General features: G+C 50.2%; 18 protein-coding genes. 4 read left to right on the top strand and 14 right to left on the bottom strand.

What is annotated here, in order from left to right; genetic code table 11:
• The first annotated feature begins 149 nt into the window (after positions 1 to 149).
• On the top strand, positions 150 to 863 hold the full coding sequence (locus HRH59_RS13395; protein ID WP_173501777.1) for a hypothetical protein: 714 nt from the start codon (positions 150 to 152) through the stop codon (positions 861 to 863).
• A gap of 97 nt (positions 864 to 960) precedes the next feature.
• Here HRH59_RS13395 and HRH59_RS13390 read toward each other — a convergent pair whose 3' ends face one another.
• The 7 genes from HRH59_RS13390 to HRH59_RS13360 all read right to left on the bottom strand — a co-directional run bounded on the left by HRH59_RS13390 (position 961) and on the right by HRH59_RS13360 (position 5,616).
• Complete coding sequence (locus tag HRH59_RS13390; RefSeq protein ID WP_173501776.1) at positions 961 to 1,836, bottom strand: hypothetical protein; 876 nt, start codon at positions 1,834 to 1,836, stop codon at positions 961 to 963.
• The gene (locus tag HRH59_RS13385; RefSeq protein WP_173501775.1) at positions 1,833 to 2,687 is read right to left on the bottom strand and encodes a DUF6999 family protein; all 855 of its coding nucleotides are present in this window, start codon (positions 2,685 to 2,687) and stop codon (positions 1,833 to 1,835) included. Before HRH59_RS13385 ends, HRH59_RS13390 begins: the two co-directional genes overlap by 4 nt.
• Positions 2,677 to 3,363 (bottom strand): hypothetical protein, encoded by a 687-nt coding sequence (locus tag HRH59_RS13380; protein WP_173501774.1) that lies wholly within the window; start codon positions 3,361 to 3,363, stop codon positions 2,677 to 2,679. Before HRH59_RS13380 ends, HRH59_RS13385 begins: the two co-directional genes overlap by 11 nt.
• Positions 3,364 to 4,470: a beta-ketoacyl-ACP synthase III gene (locus HRH59_RS13375; RefSeq protein WP_173501773.1), complete on the bottom strand. Its 1,107-nt coding sequence runs from the start codon at positions 4,468 to 4,470 to the stop codon at positions 3,364 to 3,366.
• A complete protein-coding gene (locus tag HRH59_RS13370) occupies positions 4,467 to 5,039 on the bottom strand; it encodes a diguanylate cyclase (RefSeq protein WP_173501772.1) in 573 nt (190 codons plus the stop codon). Before HRH59_RS13370 ends, HRH59_RS13375 begins: the two co-directional genes overlap by 4 nt.
• A 65-nt stretch (positions 5,040 to 5,104) precedes the next feature.
• Entirely contained in the window at positions 5,105 to 5,353 is a 249-nt protein-coding gene (locus HRH59_RS13365; RefSeq protein ID WP_173501771.1) for a GNAT family N-acetyltransferase, read from the bottom strand.
• Positions 5,350 to 5,616: a hypothetical protein gene (locus tag HRH59_RS13360; protein WP_173501770.1), complete on the bottom strand. Its 267-nt coding sequence runs from the start codon at positions 5,614 to 5,616 to the stop codon at positions 5,350 to 5,352. Before HRH59_RS13360 ends, HRH59_RS13365 begins: the two co-directional genes overlap by 4 nt.
• Positions 5,617 to 5,766: 150 nt before the next feature.
• Between HRH59_RS13360 and HRH59_RS13355 the strand changes: the two genes are divergently transcribed.
• Positions 5,767 to 7,005 (top strand): NRAMP family divalent metal transporter, encoded by a 1,239-nt coding sequence (locus tag HRH59_RS13355; protein WP_173501769.1) that lies wholly within the window; start codon positions 5,767 to 5,769, stop codon positions 7,003 to 7,005.
• A 125-nt stretch (positions 7,006 to 7,130) separates the two neighbouring features.
• Here the strand turns inward: HRH59_RS13355 and ilvN are convergent, their stop codons facing one another.
• Both ilvN and HRH59_RS13345 read right to left on the bottom strand, forming a co-directional pair.
• Entirely contained in the window at positions 7,131 to 7,622 is a 492-nt protein-coding gene (gene ilvN, locus HRH59_RS13350) for an acetolactate synthase small subunit (protein ID WP_173501768.1), read from the bottom strand.
• Between the two features lies 1 nt (position 7,623).
• A complete protein-coding gene (locus HRH59_RS13345; RefSeq protein ID WP_173501767.1) occupies positions 7,624 to 9,393 on the bottom strand; it encodes an acetolactate synthase 3 large subunit in 1,770 nt (589 codons plus the stop codon).
• Positions 9,394 to 9,744: 351 nt separating this feature from the next.
• On the opposite strand from HRH59_RS13345, the gene HRH59_RS13340 reads away from it, so the two are divergent.
• Positions 9,745 to 10,590 carry a tetratricopeptide repeat protein gene (locus HRH59_RS13340; protein ID WP_173501766.1) on the top strand — a complete coding sequence of 282 codons (846 nt, stop codon included), beginning with the start codon at positions 9,745 to 9,747 and terminating at the stop codon, positions 10,588 to 10,590.
• 10 nt (positions 10,591 to 10,600) lie between these two features.
• Here HRH59_RS13340 and HRH59_RS13335 read toward each other — a convergent pair whose 3' ends face one another.
• Together HRH59_RS13335 and HRH59_RS13330 are read right to left on the bottom strand one after the other, a co-directional pair.
• Positions 10,601 to 10,987: a response regulator gene (locus HRH59_RS13335; protein ID WP_173501765.1), complete on the bottom strand. Its 387-nt coding sequence runs from the start codon at positions 10,985 to 10,987 to the stop codon at positions 10,601 to 10,603.
• The gene (locus tag HRH59_RS13330) at positions 10,984 to 12,336 is read right to left on the bottom strand and encodes a sensor histidine kinase (RefSeq protein ID WP_173501764.1); all 1,353 of its coding nucleotides are present in this window, start codon (positions 12,334 to 12,336) and stop codon (positions 10,984 to 10,986) included. The genes HRH59_RS13335 and HRH59_RS13330 overlap by 4 nt, the downstream gene beginning before the upstream one ends.
• Before the next feature lie 83 nt (positions 12,337 to 12,419).
• On the opposite strand from HRH59_RS13330, the gene HRH59_RS13325 reads away from it, so the two are divergent.
• Complete coding sequence (locus tag HRH59_RS13325) at positions 12,420 to 13,598, top strand: methyltransferase (RefSeq protein ID WP_173501784.1); 1,179 nt, start codon at positions 12,420 to 12,422, stop codon at positions 13,596 to 13,598.
• Here the strand turns inward: HRH59_RS13325 and HRH59_RS13320 are convergent.
• From HRH59_RS13320 to HRH59_RS13310, 3 genes are read right to left on the bottom strand one after another with little or no spacing between them, the layout of a single operon-like run.
• Complete coding sequence (locus HRH59_RS13320; RefSeq protein ID WP_173501763.1) at positions 13,595 to 14,809, bottom strand: mechanosensitive ion channel family protein; 1,215 nt, start codon at positions 14,807 to 14,809, stop codon at positions 13,595 to 13,597. The genes HRH59_RS13325 and HRH59_RS13320 overlap by 4 nt on opposite strands.
• Positions 14,803 to 15,732: an acyltransferase gene (locus HRH59_RS13315; protein ID WP_173501762.1), complete on the bottom strand. Its 930-nt coding sequence runs from the start codon at positions 15,730 to 15,732 to the stop codon at positions 14,803 to 14,805. The genes HRH59_RS13320 and HRH59_RS13315 overlap by 7 nt, the downstream gene beginning before the upstream one ends.
• On the bottom strand, positions 15,732 to 16,625 hold the full coding sequence (locus HRH59_RS13310; protein WP_173501761.1) for an acyltransferase: 894 nt from the start codon (positions 16,623 to 16,625) through the stop codon (positions 15,732 to 15,734). The genes HRH59_RS13315 and HRH59_RS13310 overlap by 1 nt, the downstream gene beginning before the upstream one ends.
• Positions 16,626 to 16,679 lie beyond the last annotated feature (54 nt).

The raw sequence follows: 16,679 nt of genomic DNA, 5'->3' as shown, positions 1-16,679 counted from the left end.
TTTGTTTTAGCTAACAATTTTGTGGGGATACCTCAGGATCTGACCCTAATTATTTAAGCCCTAATCAAAGAGAACAGAAAATGAAAATGCGGATAATAATTTTTATTACTATGATGCTGTATGGGTGTGCCGGATCGGGTCATCCGCTGATGTCTCCAGATAAAACTTATGTGGTAGAGAATGAAGGGAAAGCATTATTTTCACTGAGGGTGCCTGAAAGTGGAGCGTGGTATCATGTTGCACCTGATACAGTGCAGCATGGATTCATAAACATAAATGGTAGGCCTGATAATTCTTATGTTGGATATGCGTTAAGATTTGGATTTATAACCAACAATGAGCATCCTAAGTTTTTGAGTAGTGTTATTCCTGTGTTAAAGACAGGTGATTATGAGAAATTTTTACGAGACAGTCTGGATTTTTATACGCCTGAGGTTTTAGCTGAACAAAAGAAAAGCAACCCCGGAGGTAAAGTCATAGATATTCGTGGAATACGTTGCAAAAATTTCTGGGTCAGTGAACATATTGGTCCGAACATCCACAATCCGCGTTACGGTGGTCAAGGAATATCGGTACATAGCAATTACATAATTTGCCCGCTGGTAATTGATGGCGTGATTAATCAATTTAATGTCAGTATCAGAAGTTCCATATTGGATAAGCTCTATCTTGAAAAAGAAGCCTACGATCAGAACAAAAAAACCGATGACCCTGAGTTTATTATTGATCCCGAGGCAATCATGCGGGAGTTGGGCGAAAATGTTGTGGAAATGTTCAGTACCTTGAAAATATACGGCAACATCAGTCAGAGCTATGAAGACGTAACGATAAAATGCCATCCGACTTTAGGTGATGAATGTTAAGAGGCTGAGAAAAAGGGGGCGGAGCTAATAAAGGCTAAATTCGTGGGGATACCTCAGGATCTGACTCCAATTATTCATTATTCCAGCGGTTATAAGGTTAAGGTGTAAGCTCGGTCGCAGCTGGCAGTAAGGCTGCCAGCTGCGTATTGAGCGCCGTAACGACTTTTTTATCCTGCCAATACTGGTTATGCGACAACGGGTTCCAACTGGCGGCGAGCCAGCCGAAAAAGCCGCCGCCGGCGTTTACTTCGATATCGGTCACCAATTGGCCATAGCCGGGGGATAAATCAGCTAAGGGCCAGCCCAACACATCGTCTTTATCGTAATAGTTTTGCCAGATAAAAGCGTTGTTTGGTTTGTTAAACGGCACAATTTGCTCCATGGCGTGGGCGGCAACAAAAATGGGGATATTGCAACCGGTCGTAAGCAACGCCGCTAACCGATCGCCGCGTAAAAACGCAATATCCTCATCAGTTAATGGTGTATCGCCGCTGATACCCGCCTGATAACGTTTAATATCCCGCCAGATACCGGCGGCAGGTTTAACGCCGGCTTTAGCTTGCTGTGCGTCCCATAAATAGCATGACAGTACATGGCAACCCAGCGAGTGTGCGAGTAATACCAGTTTGCCATCTGTGGTCAGTCGCTGTTTGGCCAAATACAAGGCGCGGGCAATTTTAAGCTGACTGTAATGATACAAACTGTGCGGCTGCTCTTTACGGTGTTCCAGCGCGGCAGCGTCGGCAAAACCGAATAACATAAAGCGTCGCAGCTTACTCCAGCGCAGCCTGAACCCCGTGGCTTGCCATACCCGCTGTTCGTTATATTGCAGTAAATCCTGATAATACACTGTTCCGCAATACAGCTGCGCAGGCTGCACCAAACCATGTTGCACTGCCTGGAATAACGTTGCCGCGTAGTCGGGTTCAGTTTCGCCCATACCATGTATTGTTACCAGTGCAACCTGTTTCATACTTCAGTTTTCTCTGTGCTATAACGCTGCTGCAGGTAGGCATACAAGTGTTCGGTAAAAAAGCCATGCATTAGAAAACGCTGGCCTAAATTCCATGGCCCGACTAAATAATGCGGAAACTTGTTATAAGCCATTTCACGCAGGCTGTTATCGCCCATCAGGTCGCCAATGCGAATGGCGATGGACTGATCAAGGTTAAAGCCGTTAATGGCATCGCGGTATTCTTCGCGGGTAAGCAATAAGCAAAATAAACACATAAACAAGGCATGCGCGCTTTCAAAATCGAGCCATTGCGTACGTTTTTCAGTAAATTCAAACTGTGCCATATCAACACTTTGCCAGTGCTGCCAGTTAAGTTGCTGTGGCGTTAACGGCTGCTTCGGGTGATGCCAGCTGCCCAGCTCCGCAAATAAGCGAAACAGTTCTTGATCATGCTCAACAAAGCTGGCGTGTTGCATATCGGCAATGCATTTAGGGTAAAGCTGCACCGGTTTAAAACCGCTGTTTGGGCTATTGGCGGCCAAAAAGTTCAGTACATTAGATTCGGTAGCATAGTGGCGCAAAATCAGTAAATTGGCCTCTTTGCTAACAAAATGGGTGCAAAACCAGCAAATCAGTTTTTGCAGGCTGTTATGCGCACTGAATTGCGGCAACGGCAGGCGCTTAAACAGCCAGGTAAGATGCAGCAAAATGGCAAAGATAAACTGTAACAGCGGCCGCACGCCCCAGCGCAGCGGGTTTTGTAAATCTTTTAACCATAGATCCAGCGCCGCTTGTTCGATTGGCAGCGAGTTATCGTTAGCAATGGCCTTTAAGTAGGCGCTTGGGCCGTTACCTGTTTTAATAGTCATGCTCAACCTCTTCCAGTTGCAGGCAGTACAGCCGTGCGGTAACGCGGGCGGTGCGCACTATGGCAGTCAGTTGCGCCGGGTGTTGACATAAACGGTCTATCAACTGATACAGCTTTTGCATATGGTTATCGTCATTGGCACCGTGGTAGCGCATAAAGCGGGTGTAGCCGCCATCGCCGCCGGTAACCTTGTCGATTTGTGTGGCCCAATCGTTGGCCATTTTCTGGCCCAGGCCTTCAATAATCCACATGGCGCCGATTAAATCGACAGGATTGGGTTGGCCGGCGCGGTACATTAAAAAGCCATGCAGCGCTTCGGTGCCGATATTGCGCGGCGCGTTTTGAATGTCGCTTAAGTTGCCACCGGCGGCAACATAATCGCGCTCTAACATTTCATAGTCGCGGTGCTCTTCGCGGGCGTGGCCGATAATAGTTGAGCGCACATCGCTGTAATCGCGCTCAAAGCTTGAGGCGCAGCGGCTGATCCAGCGCGAGCCCTCTATTACCTGCTGGCGCCAATTCAGCAGCAGTTGGCAATAGTCGGCTTTGCTAAACTGGCCGCGCTCCAGCCGTTGCAACAGCGGCACACGGCCCAGCTGGCGCTCAAATTCAAACCACACCCGCATTAAGGCTTGTAAACATTGCTGGCCCTGCGGGCTTAATACGTGTTCTGTCATTCAGGCCTCTACTACGGTCAGTTGCATATAGGCATTATTAAAGCGGCCGCTTTCCGGCACCATACAAATAATGGTATCGCCGGTTTGATAGTGTTGCGTGCGGCGAAACTCGTCCAGCATAATAAAAATTGAGGCGCAACCGGTATTGCCACGGCTGTACAGGTTGGAATACCACTTATGTTCGGCTATGCCAACCCCGGCGCGCTGCAGCATATCGAAGATTTTGCCGCGAAAATAATGCGATGAATAATGGCACAATACATGGTCAATATTGTCCGGTTGAATGCGGCCTTCAGCGATTAAGCGCAGATAACCATCGACGCCCAGCTTGACGATATTTTCCAACAGGCGCACATCCTGGCGGATCAGCAGTGCACCGGCCGCTTCGGCCTGGGCATAGGTGGCGTAATCCTGCCAGCTTTTGCTGTGATCGCTGTCGGTTGGGTAACCCACGCTCATGCATACCGGGTAGGCATCGGCATGAGAGAAACTGCGGATCCAGTCAATGCGGAAACACTGGCCACGCGGCTGGTTTTCCAACAGCAGCGCACCGGCGCCGTCAGATAACATCCAGCGCAGAAACTCGGCGTTAAAATCCAGCGTGCTGCCGGCGGCTTCATAACGGCTGGCTTTAAATAAGCGCGAAGTAAGCTCGCTGGCCACTACCAGTGCATTGGGTTGCTCGCCGGCTTTAAGGTTGGTAAAGGCGGCTTTTAGCGCCATCATACTGCCGGAGCAAATACCGTGGCTGCTGTGCAACTCTATATCACTTAACCCCAGCTCAGCCTGCAGCATAGAGCCAAAGCCCGGCAGCACTATATCGCCCTGGCTGGTAGCGGCGCTAAGCATTTTTATCTGCCGTTTGCCTAAAAAGCTGCCTGTTAAGCAGTGCTCCGCTGCTTTAGCTGCCATACCGGCATTAGAAATAGTGGTGTTATGCTCAGCATCAATAGCGTAATGCCGGGTTTGAATGCCGTTAGATTGCAAAATGCGCCGCTTTAACCGGCTGGCTTTGCCATGCACTAAACCCAGCAGCGGTTCCATTTCGTCATTGCTAACGGGTGGGCCGGGTAAAAAGTGGCCTGTGCTGTTGATATACACACTCATGCGCTCACCTTGCGCTGCTGCAGTGCCGTCCTTAAACAGCGCAGGTTTTCTTCCATATAAGGCAGCACGCACACCACCGCCATAAAGCTCAGATAGTACGGCAGGTAAGCATCGCCGCCATGGGCGTACGGCATGCGCTGGAAATAAAATTCGCCCTGCCAGTTAAAGCTGATGAGTTTAATAAACACCGGATAGTTAATCACCACTATCAGCAGCAACATATAAAGTGGCAAGGTAGCTAAATAATTATGTGCATGCATTTCCCACAAGCTGATATGGCGCTTGGGTGCGGCGTAATGTACGTCGTAATGCGCTACGGCTTCGTGCGCCAGCCAGGCGGCAATGCAAATCAGCATTATCAGCACATTTACCTTAAACAGCAGGCAGAGCAAAATCGGTAGCGCCATTTGCAGGCCCATTAACGAATGAATAAGCGATTCTTTTAAGCCTGAAGTATGTTCAATTTTGGTGGCGCGGTGACAGCACCAGTCAACGAAACCGGCAATGCCCCACAGTGGCAGAAACACATACAACATTAACTGAATTAATAACTGACTGGTTTGCAACACCTTACTCCTGTTGCCGCTGATACTGCGGCGTACTATAGCGCAAGGTTAATGGTTTGTAGATGTTGTTAGCGTAAAAACTTTTGTACGTACCAACAACTGGCGCTTAGTTGATACTGCTGGCTTTTGGCCCACGCCAAACCGTGGCGTACCAGTTTTTCTGCCAGGCCTTTGCCGCGAAACGCCGGTGGCACAAAGGTATGGTGAAAATTAATGCAGTTGCCGCTCAGGCTGTAATCCAGCACGGCTTCTGCACCATCCAGTTGCAGCACAAAGCGCTGTTGCTCTGCCTGATGTTGGATCAGCGGCGCTGTCATATGTCATCTTCCAGCCAGGGCGTTTGCGGTAACATCGCAAGATGAGCGGCATAACGGTCTAAATTAAAGCTTTGCTGATGTTCAATTACATCAACCATCTCCGGCGCCAGCGCACAGGCTATCAGTTCTATGGCGTCTTCACGGCTGTGTCCGGTCATGCGCAGCCGCAGCAGGGTTTCGGTAACTTGTTTCGGGTAATTGTCAGCCAGTTGGTTTTCTATTACTTCAAATAACATGGCCTGGTCGAGCAGGTCGTCGCTCATAAATGCCTCAGCTTTACGTGATGTGGTGCCAGTATGGAAGAATTAACCGGCGTTGCCAATTGGTGCGGCAAAAAAGCGTCTGACAGATAGTATTTAGCGGTCGCTTTAGCTAAGCTGGAGCGCAACAAAAAATCAGACAGAACAATAACTATGCAACAACAAATCAGTGGCTGGCGTGGCCGGATACAAGCGCTGGGGCCGGGGGTTTTAATGGCAACAGCGGCCATCGGCGGCTCGCATCTGGTAGCGTCGACTCAAGCCGGCGCCTTGTTTGGCTGGCAGCTGGCCTGGCTTATTTTGCTGGTTAATGTGCTGAAATACCCGTTTTTCCGCTTTGGTGTCGAATACACCCTGACACGCAAAGAAAGCCTGTTAGCCGGTTATCAGCGCAAGGGCCGGGGTTATTTCTACAGCTTTATTGTGCTGAATATTATTGCTGCGGTGGTCAATACCGCCGGGGTATTGTTACTCACCGCCAGCTTGCTGCAGTATGCGCTGCCGGGCCAGTTATCCGTTAGCTTATTATGCTGGCTGATTTTAGCGGCTTGTTTAGCCATTTTACTGCTGGGCCATTACCGCGCGCTGGATAATGTCGCTAAGCTGATTATGGTAGTGCTGACTATTACCACGGTAATTGCTGCGGTGATTGCCTGGCAAAATGGTGCTCAGGCGCCGGCTGGTTATGTTGGCCCGTCGCCCTGGACCCTGGCCGGTCTGGGTTTTTTAGTGGCGCTAATGGGTTGGATGCCGGCACCGATTGAAATATCAGCTATCAGCTCGTTGTGGCTAAAAGCCAAGCAGCGCCATACCCATATTACCCGCGCCCAGGGTATGTTTGACTTTAACCTTGGCTACTGGTTGACAGCAGCACTGGCGTTGGTGTTTTTATCGTTAGGCGCACTGGTGCAATATGGCAGTGAACAACCGATAGCGCTGGCCGGCACTGCCTTTGCCCAGCAACTGATGCAAATGTATGCCGCCACTATCGGCGATTGGGCACGGCCGTTGGTGGCGCTCATTGCCTTTTTATGTATGTTTGGCACCACCATTACCGTGCTGGATGGTTATGCCCGCACCTTGCATGCCTCGTTTGAACAACTGGGCTGGATAAAACACAAAGCTGCACTGAATTACTGGCTGCTGGCACAAGCCGGCTGCGGTATGGCACTCATCATATTTTTTAAAGCCGCACTGGCGCCGATGCTCACTTTTGCTATGACATTAGCATTTTTAACCACACCGGTATTCGCTTGGCTAAACTACAGCCTGATGCGTGGCGACGGCGCCATAGTGCTAAGCACACCGCTAAAGCTGTTAAGCTGGCTGGGGCTGACGTACCTTATTGGTTTTGCACTGCTGTTTCTGGCTTGGTTTATCGGTTTTGTTTGACCAAATAACAGGGCTGGAAACCCGACCCGGTCGTCACAGAGTGTCTGAGCGCATGAGTGCGCGAGTTGCTGTGGCGAGCCGGGGGGAGTATTGCAGCCCGGTTTATAACTACTAAAGGTGTGGTTTTACAACGCCAGGGTTTTTTCACCGCGGGCAATACCCGAAGCGCCGCTGCGCACCACTTCCAGTATCGGCGTCGTGCCAAGCGCCTGAATAAAGGCATCCAGTTTATCACTGGTACCCACCAACTGAATGGTATAGGTAGCCGGCGTAACGTCGATAATCTGGCCGCGGAAAATATCAGCACAGCGTTTTACTTCTTCGCGCTGGTTGCCGGCAGCTTTAACTTTAACCAGCATCAGTTCACGCTCGATATGCGCCGCTTCGCTGATATCAGATACCTTAACCACTTCAATCAGCTTATGCAGCTGCTTGCTGATTTGCTCGATAACCTGATCATTACCCTGGGTAACCAGGGTTAACCGTGACAGTGTCGGGTCGTCCGTGGGCGCCACATTAAGTGAATCTATGTTATAGCCACGCTGGGCGAATAAGCCCACCAAACGCGCTAAGGCGCCGGATTCGTTTTCCAGCAATACAGAAATAATATGCCGCATGTTAAGTCCTCTCTGTCTTGCTTAAAAACATGTCGTTCATGGCGCCACCGGGTACCTGCATCGGGTAAACGTGCTCTTTCGGGTCGATATGAATGTCTAAAAACACCAGCTGATCTTTTAGCGCAAAAGCGCGCTCTAATGCCGGTTGCAGCTCTTCCGGTGTAGTTACGCGGATGCCAACATGGCCGTAGGCTTCGGCCAGTTTGACAAAGTCAGGTAGCGAGTCCATGTATGAGCTGGCGTAGCGCGACTCATAGTTCATGTCCTGCCACTGCTTTACCATGCCTAAATAACCGTTATTCAGGTTGATGATCTTCACGCCCAAACCATACTGCTTACAGGTAGACAGCTCCTGAATATTCATCTGAATAGAGCCTTCGCCGGTAACACACACTACGTCGGCATCAGGGTAATTAAGCTTAACGCCCATTGCCGCCGGCAAGCCAAAACCCATGGTGCCAAGGCCGCCGGAGTTGATCCAGCGGTTCGGCTTATTAAACGGATAATATTGCGCAGCAAACATCTGATGTTGGCCAACATCACTGCAGACATAGGCTTCGCCTTTGGTGATTTTGCTAACCTGCTCAATAACATATTGCGGTTTCAATAATGGCGCTGCGGTATCGTAGCGGCCGCCGTGCACGGCGCGCCACTGGTCTATTTGCTGCCACCATTGTGCTAGTGCAGCGGTGTCCAACTTTTTCTTTTTCTGCTTTAACAGCGCCAACATATCTGTCAGTACCGGTTTTACCAGGCCAACAATCGGAATATGGGCGTTGACGGTTTTACTGATACTGGCCGGGTCGATATCAATATGAATAATGGTCGCGTCAGGGCAGAATTTCTTGGTGTTGTTGGTTACGCGGTCGTCAAACCGTGCACCCACTGCCAGAATAACATCGGCGTGGTGCATGGTTTGGTTTGCCTCATAACTGCCGTGCATGCCCAACATGCCAATAAACTGCTTATCGCCGGCAGGATACGCGCCCAGCCCCATTAGCGTATTGGTTACCGGCAGATTTAACAGCTGCGCCAGTTCGGTCAGCTCATTGGCTGCGCCGCCCATAATGACCCCGCCACCGGCATATAAAATCGGCTTCTTCGCGCTCAGCAACGCGGTAACAGCCTTTTTGATCTGGCCGCTGTGGCCGTGCTGTTTTGGCTGATACGAGCGCAGGTTAATATCCGCCGGGTAGTGATAGGGGAATTTCTGATTCGGCATGGTCATATCTTTCGGAATATCCAGCACCACCGGGCCCGGCCGGCCGGTTTGGGCGATATGAAAGGCCTTTTTAATTAAATACGGAATATCTTCCGGGCGGCGCACCGACATATTGTGCTTACAAATGGGCCGCGAGATGCCCAGCATATCGGTTTCCTGGAAGGCATCGCCGCCAATTAAGTGGCTCATGACCTGGCCGGTAAGCACCACCATTGGAATGGAATCCATATAGGCAGTGGCAATACCGGTGACGGCGTTGGTGGCGCCCGGGCCTGATGTTACCAGCACCACGCCGGCTTTGCCGCTGGCGCGGGCATAGGCGTCGGCCATATGGGTAGCGGCCTGTTCGTGGCGCACCAGCACATGCTTAACTTTATTTTGCTGGAACAGGGCGTCGTAAATGTGCAACACCGCACCGCCCGGATAACCGTACAGGTATTCGACACCTTCATCGGCAAGGGCGCGAATTACCATGGCGGCACCGGACAACATTTCTGTGCTGCGGTTGTGCTCGGCTGACTTATCGTCTGGCTGGGTCTGGCTGGTCATTTTTTGTATCTCATAGTTTACTGTGGCAACGGTTACACGCCACGGCTTTGCGGGCAAAGTCGCGGGTGAATTATGTTATAAACAGCGTTGTTGCTGCTTTTTGTTTGCTACGTGGACTGGTAAAACAGGCAAGGCTGTTAAACTTAAACTATGGCGCTATAGTTATTCGCTGCTGTGCAGTCATTTTTTGGTGCGCAGAGTTAATTTACGTGATAGACGGCCGGATGTCGATGCTTTTTAGCTTGATTTTGCTGCATTTGTCAGCAAGTACAAGGCTTGCAAAGCTATAGCCGAGCCCACATAGTAACAGCTAACTGAATTTTAATTCTCCGGTACAGGATTTAGCGTTTTATGCAACAAACTATCGTTGATGTGTCATTGAATAACGCCCGTGAGGTGCTTGATGCCTCTATGCAAAAACTGGTGCTGTTTCAGTTCTGGTCAGCGCGCAGTGAAGGCTGTAAACAACTCAGCCCGTTGCTGGAACGCATAGTGCAGCAGTATCCGCAGCAATTGATGTTGGCGCGGGTAGATTGCGATAAAGAGTCGGATTTAGCCATGCAGTTTGGTGTACAGTCGTTGCCGACAGTGATGCTGATTAAACAAGGCCGGCCGGTAGATGGTTTTGCCGGAGTGGAAACCGAGCAGGCAATTCGTGACAAGCTGGCACCATACTTACCCAAGCCGGAAGATGACTTGCTGGCGCAGGCCGAACAATTACTTGGCAGCCAGGACTACGCCGGCGCCTACCCGCTGTTAAAAGATGCGCTGGCATTAGCGCCACAGCGCACAGAGATTAAGCTGTGGCTGGCTGATGCCGCGGTGAGTTTAGGCCAGCTACCTCAGGCTGAAGCCTTGCTTGGCGAAATAAAGCTGGCAGAGCAGGATGCGCTGTATAAAGCGGTAGTGGCCAAGTTACAGCTGGCAAAAGAAGCGGCAGATACACCGGAAATTCAGGCACTGGAAGCGGCACTGGCGGCAACGCCGGATAATCATGAATTAAAGGAGCAGTTAGCAGTGCAATATCAGGCAGTACAGCGCAGCGAAGAAGCGTTGGCTTTGCTGTTAACGGTACTGCAGCAGGATTTAAACTTCGGCAGCAGCAAAAAGCTGTACCTGGATATTCTGGCTGCGTTACCCAAAGGCGACAGTGTCGCCAGCCTGTACCGACGCAAATTATACAGTTTGCTGTATTAATACCGACCTTTTACTGTTGAAAATCAGACCAGATCCGGCGGATTTGGTCTGACAGCGTCATCGGATCAAAGGGTTTTACCACGACATCGACTGCGCCCAATGCTTTGTATGAGGCGACTTCGTTACTTTGCACTTTGGCCGTCATAAACACCGCCGGTACTGCTGTCAGGTCGTATTGCTGCTGCAGATGTTGCAAGGTAGTAGGGCCGTCCATACCCGGCATCATGACATCAAGTAAAATAAGCTGTGGCGCAAAATCCGGGTAATCAGCCAACGCTTGTTTGCCACTGCTGCAGGTGTGTACGGTAAAACCGCCAACGGCTTCCAGGGCGATTTTTGCTACCTGTTGAATGGATGGGTCGTCTTCTACATGCATAATGCGTTGTAATTCAATCATGGCGTTGGCTCCGTGTCATCTGCAGTGCTTAGCAGAGGCAGCAATAAATAGAACTCAGCGCCTTTGCCCGGCTCTGAGTGAAAACCGATTTCGCCCTGCATGCGGGTCATCAATTGTTTGCTGATAGCCAGCCCTAATCCGGTACCGCTTTTGCTTTTAATATCTGAGCTGTCGGCCTGGGAAAATTTGTCAAAAATATAAGGTTTAAATTCTTCGCTGATACCCGGGCCCTGATCAATAACCCGCACTACAGCGTGCCGGCCCAGGTGCTGCACATCAACAGTAACTGTTGCACCGGGTGGTGAGAACTTGGCGGCATTGGACAGCAGGTTTGCCATGACTTGTTGCAGCCGTAAGCTGTCGATGCTAACCCACAACTCCGTGTCGTCAACTTGCAGCTGATAGCTCACCTGATATTGTTGCGCGTAGCTTTGATTGTCACGTAGAGACTTTTCAATCACCGGCAGCAAGGGTTGTGGCTGAATATCAAATTGCATTTTGCCGGCAATCAGCTTATCCATATCCAGCAGGTCATTAATCAGTAGCTGCAGCTTCAGCACATTGGCCTGAGCCACAGCGGTCATCTGTGCCGCTTGCGCGGGTAGCGCACCGAACACTTCGCCATGCAACAAACCTATGGCACCGCTGATAGCGGTTAGCGGCGTGCGCAGTTCATGGCTAACCGTTGACACAAATTCGTGTTTTAAGCGTTCAATTTTCTTACGCTCAGTAATATCGTTAATAAAACCATGCCACAGTACGCTGCCATCATCTTGCAATTCCGGCACCGAGCGGCCGGTTACCCAGATAATTTCGCCGTCGCTATAGCGCACACGGTAATCCAACTTCCACAGTGTCAGTTGCTGAGCAGACAAGCGGATACTGTCCTGTACCAGTGGTAAATCGTCGGGGTGGATCAGGGCAAACACCGGTTCTGCATTGTACTTTACCTGCTCCGGTGTCAGATGATAGATATCACGAATACCTTCACTACAATACGGAAAGCAGGCAGTACCATCCGGTGTCAGTTTGAATTGGAATACCATGCCCGGCAGTTGGCTGGCTATTTTTGCCAGTAACTCTGATGCTTTACGCTCTTCGCTAAAGGTGGCATTTTGCTTTTGTTGCAATTCGCGCATTAGTCTACGGGTTATTCTCTGCATATCCGATAACAGGAGCAGCAACAGCAACTCGCTGACCAGAAAGGCCAGGGCCCATCGTTGCAGCACATCGGCAGACGGATTAAGTTGGTAACCACGCCAGGCTAACCAGCTAAACAGAGCCAATAGCAAAGCGCTACCAAGCCAGGTAATAAAATTGCTGGTACTGCTGACGCGTTGAATTATCATAGCGGCCTTAAATTAAGCGACAGCCTTACTATAAAGCACAAGCGCAAGAGTGGCAAAACGGCGGACAGATATTTGTGAGTACCATGTTACAGCAGCAGTTTGAGCAACTTAGCACGGTGCTGCAGCACTATCGGCAGTACTGGCAACTGTTGCCCTTTAGTTGCGCCAGCTTGCCCTGGCCGAACGAGGCGCTGCAGCAATGCCTGTTGGCGTTGGATGAGCAGCAGATAAAACAGCTTGAGCTTAGCAGCACACTGCAACAGCAGTACTTCTCCGCCTTTTTCCCTGAGTTATTTACGTTACCGGATGTTGCAACACTGCCGGATAGCAAGGCGGTAGCAGCATTACCGTTTTGGTTGGAAAACGGTATTGGCGGGCGTAAATTGCAGCAAATTGATGCCTTGTGCCGGCAGTGGCCTGGCAGCGGCTTACCGGTGCTGGAATGGTGTGCCGGTAAAGGCCATCTCGGTCGCATTCTGGCACACCGCTTTGCTGTGCCGGTGACCAGTGTAGAATGGCAGCAAAAATTATGCGACGACGGTGCTGAATTGGCCAAAAAATATAACGTAGCGCAGCAGTTTGTCTGTGCCGATGTTTTGGCCGCGCCGCTAAGCGCTATATTGCAAGCAGAGCAACATATAGTGGCGTTGCACGCTTGTGGCCAGTTGCATATTACTATGTTGCAGCAAGCAGTGCAGGCCGGTTGCCGGCAATTACAACTGGTGCCCTGTTGTTATCATCTGATCCCGCAGTCGCGCTATCAACCGCTATCAGCCCCGGGGGCAGCGCACGACCTGTTATTAACCAAAGACGATTTAAAATTGGTGGTGCAGGGCCAGGTTACCGCCGGTGAGCGCATCGAGAAGCTGCGCAATACAGAGGTGTTATGGCGCCTGGCTTATGATGAACTGCGCGCTGAGCTCAGTGCACAACGGCATTACCGGCCGCTGGCCTCGGTAGCCAAGCACTGGTTTAGCGGCGACTTTGCTGATTTTGCCCATTGGGCGGCAGCACAACACGAGCTTACTTTGCCGGTGCAGCCAGACTTTGCCCACTATCTGCAGTTAGCGGAGCAACGTGCACTGCTGGTGCAGCGTATCGAACTGGTGCGGCATTTGTTCCGCCGGCCGTTGGAATTATGGTTAGCATTGGATAAGGCGTTATATTTACAGCAGCACGGTTATCAGGTGGGTATCCACACCTTGTGCGATTATAAGATAACGCCACGCAACTTGTTGTTACGGGCGTTAAAACCACTTTAGTGTTTGGCCGGTAATTCCTGACGAGAACTGATACGCTGAAACGCGGCCAAATCAAATACCGGCAGAATGGCAAACAGCTTGTCAAAGATATCCGCCTGAATGGCTTCGTAATTCAGCCAATTTTTATCTGCACTAAAACAGTATATCTCCACCGGCAAGCCTACCTCGGTCGGTTGTAGTTGGCGCACCATCAGAGTCATCTGTTGGTTAATTTTTTCGTGGTGGCGTAGCAGCCATTGTACGTAAAATCGAAATAGCGCAATGTTGGTAACGTCCTCACTTGCCAGCAAATCAAGCACGTCCTGCTGCTGGAAGAAGGTTTGCAGGCGTTGCCTTTTTTGTAGTTGTTCCAGTTCGTCTGCTTTTATAAAACGGATAGTACCAATATCAATATTGATTGCCCGTTTAATCCGCCGGCCACCGGATTGCTGCATACCACGCCAGTTTTTAAACGAGTCAGAAATTAATGCATAAGTTGGGATAGTGGTAATAGTATTGTCCCAGTTGCGCACTTTTACAGTGGTCAGGGCAATTTCAACTACGTCACCGTCAGCGCCATATTTGGGCATTTCGATCCAGTCGCCGACATTCACCATATTATTTACCGCGATCTGAATACTGGCAACAAAGCCGAGAATGGCGTCTTTAAACACCAATAACAGTACGGCAGTTAACGCGCCAAGGCCACTTAACAACAAGGTGGGGGATTTATCCAGCGCTGTACTGACAATCAGAATACTGAACACAATAAAAGTCAGTAGCTTCAGCAACTGTGAAATGCCCTGATACGGAATGGTCGGGTTAGGCACCAGATGGGCATAGCTTTTTGCCACCAATGTAATAGCGGCCGCCAACGCCAGGCCGATAAACACATACAGATACAGCCAAACGGCAACGCCAAGTATAGCGGTTAAATGTTCTGACTGATTAAATAGTAAGGGGGAAATGGCTTGCAGCACCAGCGCCGGCAGCAGGTGCGCCAGATGGCTGGCCAGTTTACGCCGTTCGCGCGCAGTTTCATCAGTTAGCCGGCCATCCAGCTTATCGAGCAGTTGCGCCAGGCCTGGTTTCATCCAGGCGCGGCTGAGCAAAAAACATACTGTCACTATCAATATTGCTATTAACATATTACAGCCCAGCAGAAATGCCGGATGCCAGGGGGGCGGCAATTGCAGCGCATCGGCTAAGTGTGTGAGGGCGTCTGTCAGCATGGCAATTGCTCCGCACTGCGGTTGAGATTGTCAGTTTGATGATAGTGTTGCATCAACTGGTCTTTTTGCAGCCAGCGTTGGTTCAACCATAACTGAAAGCGTTCACGAAACTGTGCATCATTAAAGTAATCGCCAACTACCTGCTGATCTACCGGCAGCACTTCAACCTGCACCACTATGCGTTTTAACCTGCCCATTAACATGTCTAATGCGACGTGATTCGGGTTGTCCGGATACAACAGGGTAAAGTCTAAAATGGCGTTAAACTGCTCGCCCATACTGGCAAGGGTAAAGGCAATGCCGCCGGCTTTGGGCGGCAACAAGTATTGAAACGGGCTGCATTTGTCGGCCTTTTTGCTTTCAGTAAAGCGGGTGCCCTCAACAAAATTGATGATAGTGGTAGGTACTGTTTTAAATTTCTGGCACGACGCACGTGTTGTTTCTATGTCTTGGCCTTTTAGTTCCGGCTTTTTTGCCAGCTGTGCTGCGCTGTAGCGTTTCATAAACGGCATATCCAACGCCCAGCAGCCGGTGCCTAAAAATGGCAGCCATTTCAGCTCGTCTTTTAAGAAAAATTTTGGCTCGGGGATGCGGCTGTGCGCTACTGTGCTGACAACCGGAATGTCCAACCAGCTTTTATGGTTCGAAATCAACAGGTACCAGCTGGCTTTGTCCAGCGTTTGTGCGCCGCTGATTTGCCAGTCGGCCTGGTTAAACAGATTAATCAGCGCGGTGTTGACGCTGGTCCAGCCGCGATAACAGCCTTTACCGGCAAAGGCCAGCATGCGGTGGGCGCCGCGAAACGGTAGCAGTAGTTTCAGTAGCCCCAGCGGGGTTACTAACAGACCCCACAGTGCCAAATTTAATGCAAACAAACTAAAGCTGAATGGCAATAGCAGCCAGCCCGGTAAAAAACTTAACATTACGGTTTAACTCCGTTTTTCAGCGCGGTCAGTTGCTGATCTTTCTGCTGCCACAACTGGTTTATCCATTGTTGGAACCGTTCGCGGTAGTGTACATCGTTGTAGTCGCCCACCAGTTCCGGCGTGATCGGCAACACGTTAATTTGTACTGTTATATCACGAACTTTACCGGAGATATAATCCCAAAAACTGGGAATGCCCTGGGGGTAGTGAATAGTAACATCCAGAATTTTATGCAGTTGTTCGCCCATGGCGCCCAGTACAAAAGCGGCACCACCGGCTTTGGGCTTCAGCAGGTTTTGATATGGCGATTGCTGCATAGCGTGCTTCGCCGGTGTAAGGCGGGTGCCTTCAACAAAATTCATGATAGCAGCCGGTTTAAAACGGAATTTACGGCAGGCTTTACGGGTGGTTTCGATGTCTTTGCCTTGCAAATGCGGGTTGCGTTGTAAGAAGGCTTTGCTGTAACGCTTCATAAAAGGAAAATCCAGCGCCCACCAGCACAGGCCGATTATCGGTACGTACAACAGCTCTTTTTTCAGGAAAAACTTAATAAACGGAATTTGGCGGTTAAACACCTTTTGCAGCACCAGAATATCTGCCCAGGATTGATGATTAGCCAGCACCAGATACCAGTCTTTGCGTGATAGTTTTTCTAACCCTGCGACATGCCAGCGGATGCGGGTAAATAAGCGGGCAGTAAAGTTATTAACGCTGATCCAGGACACAGCACAGGCATCCAGTAAATAAGTCATCCAGCTTTGCCAGCGCGTAACAGGTGGCAGCTTCAAAATAGCTAACAGCATTATCGGCACAAACCAGAACAGCGTATTAACGATGTATAGCAGCAGTGAGATTGCACCGATAAACGGGCGCGGTAGAAAATGCAACATAAGTAGTACCTGATATCTGTTACCGGTGTTGTTAGATGCCGGCAAAAATAATAA

Source organism: Rheinheimera lutimaris, from assembly GCF_013283795.1.
Lineage (GTDB): Bacteria > Pseudomonadota > Gammaproteobacteria > Enterobacterales > Alteromonadaceae > Alishewanella > Alishewanella lutimaris.
Note: the sequence above shows the minus strand (reverse complement) of the source record. Positions and strands in the feature narration are given on the sequence as shown.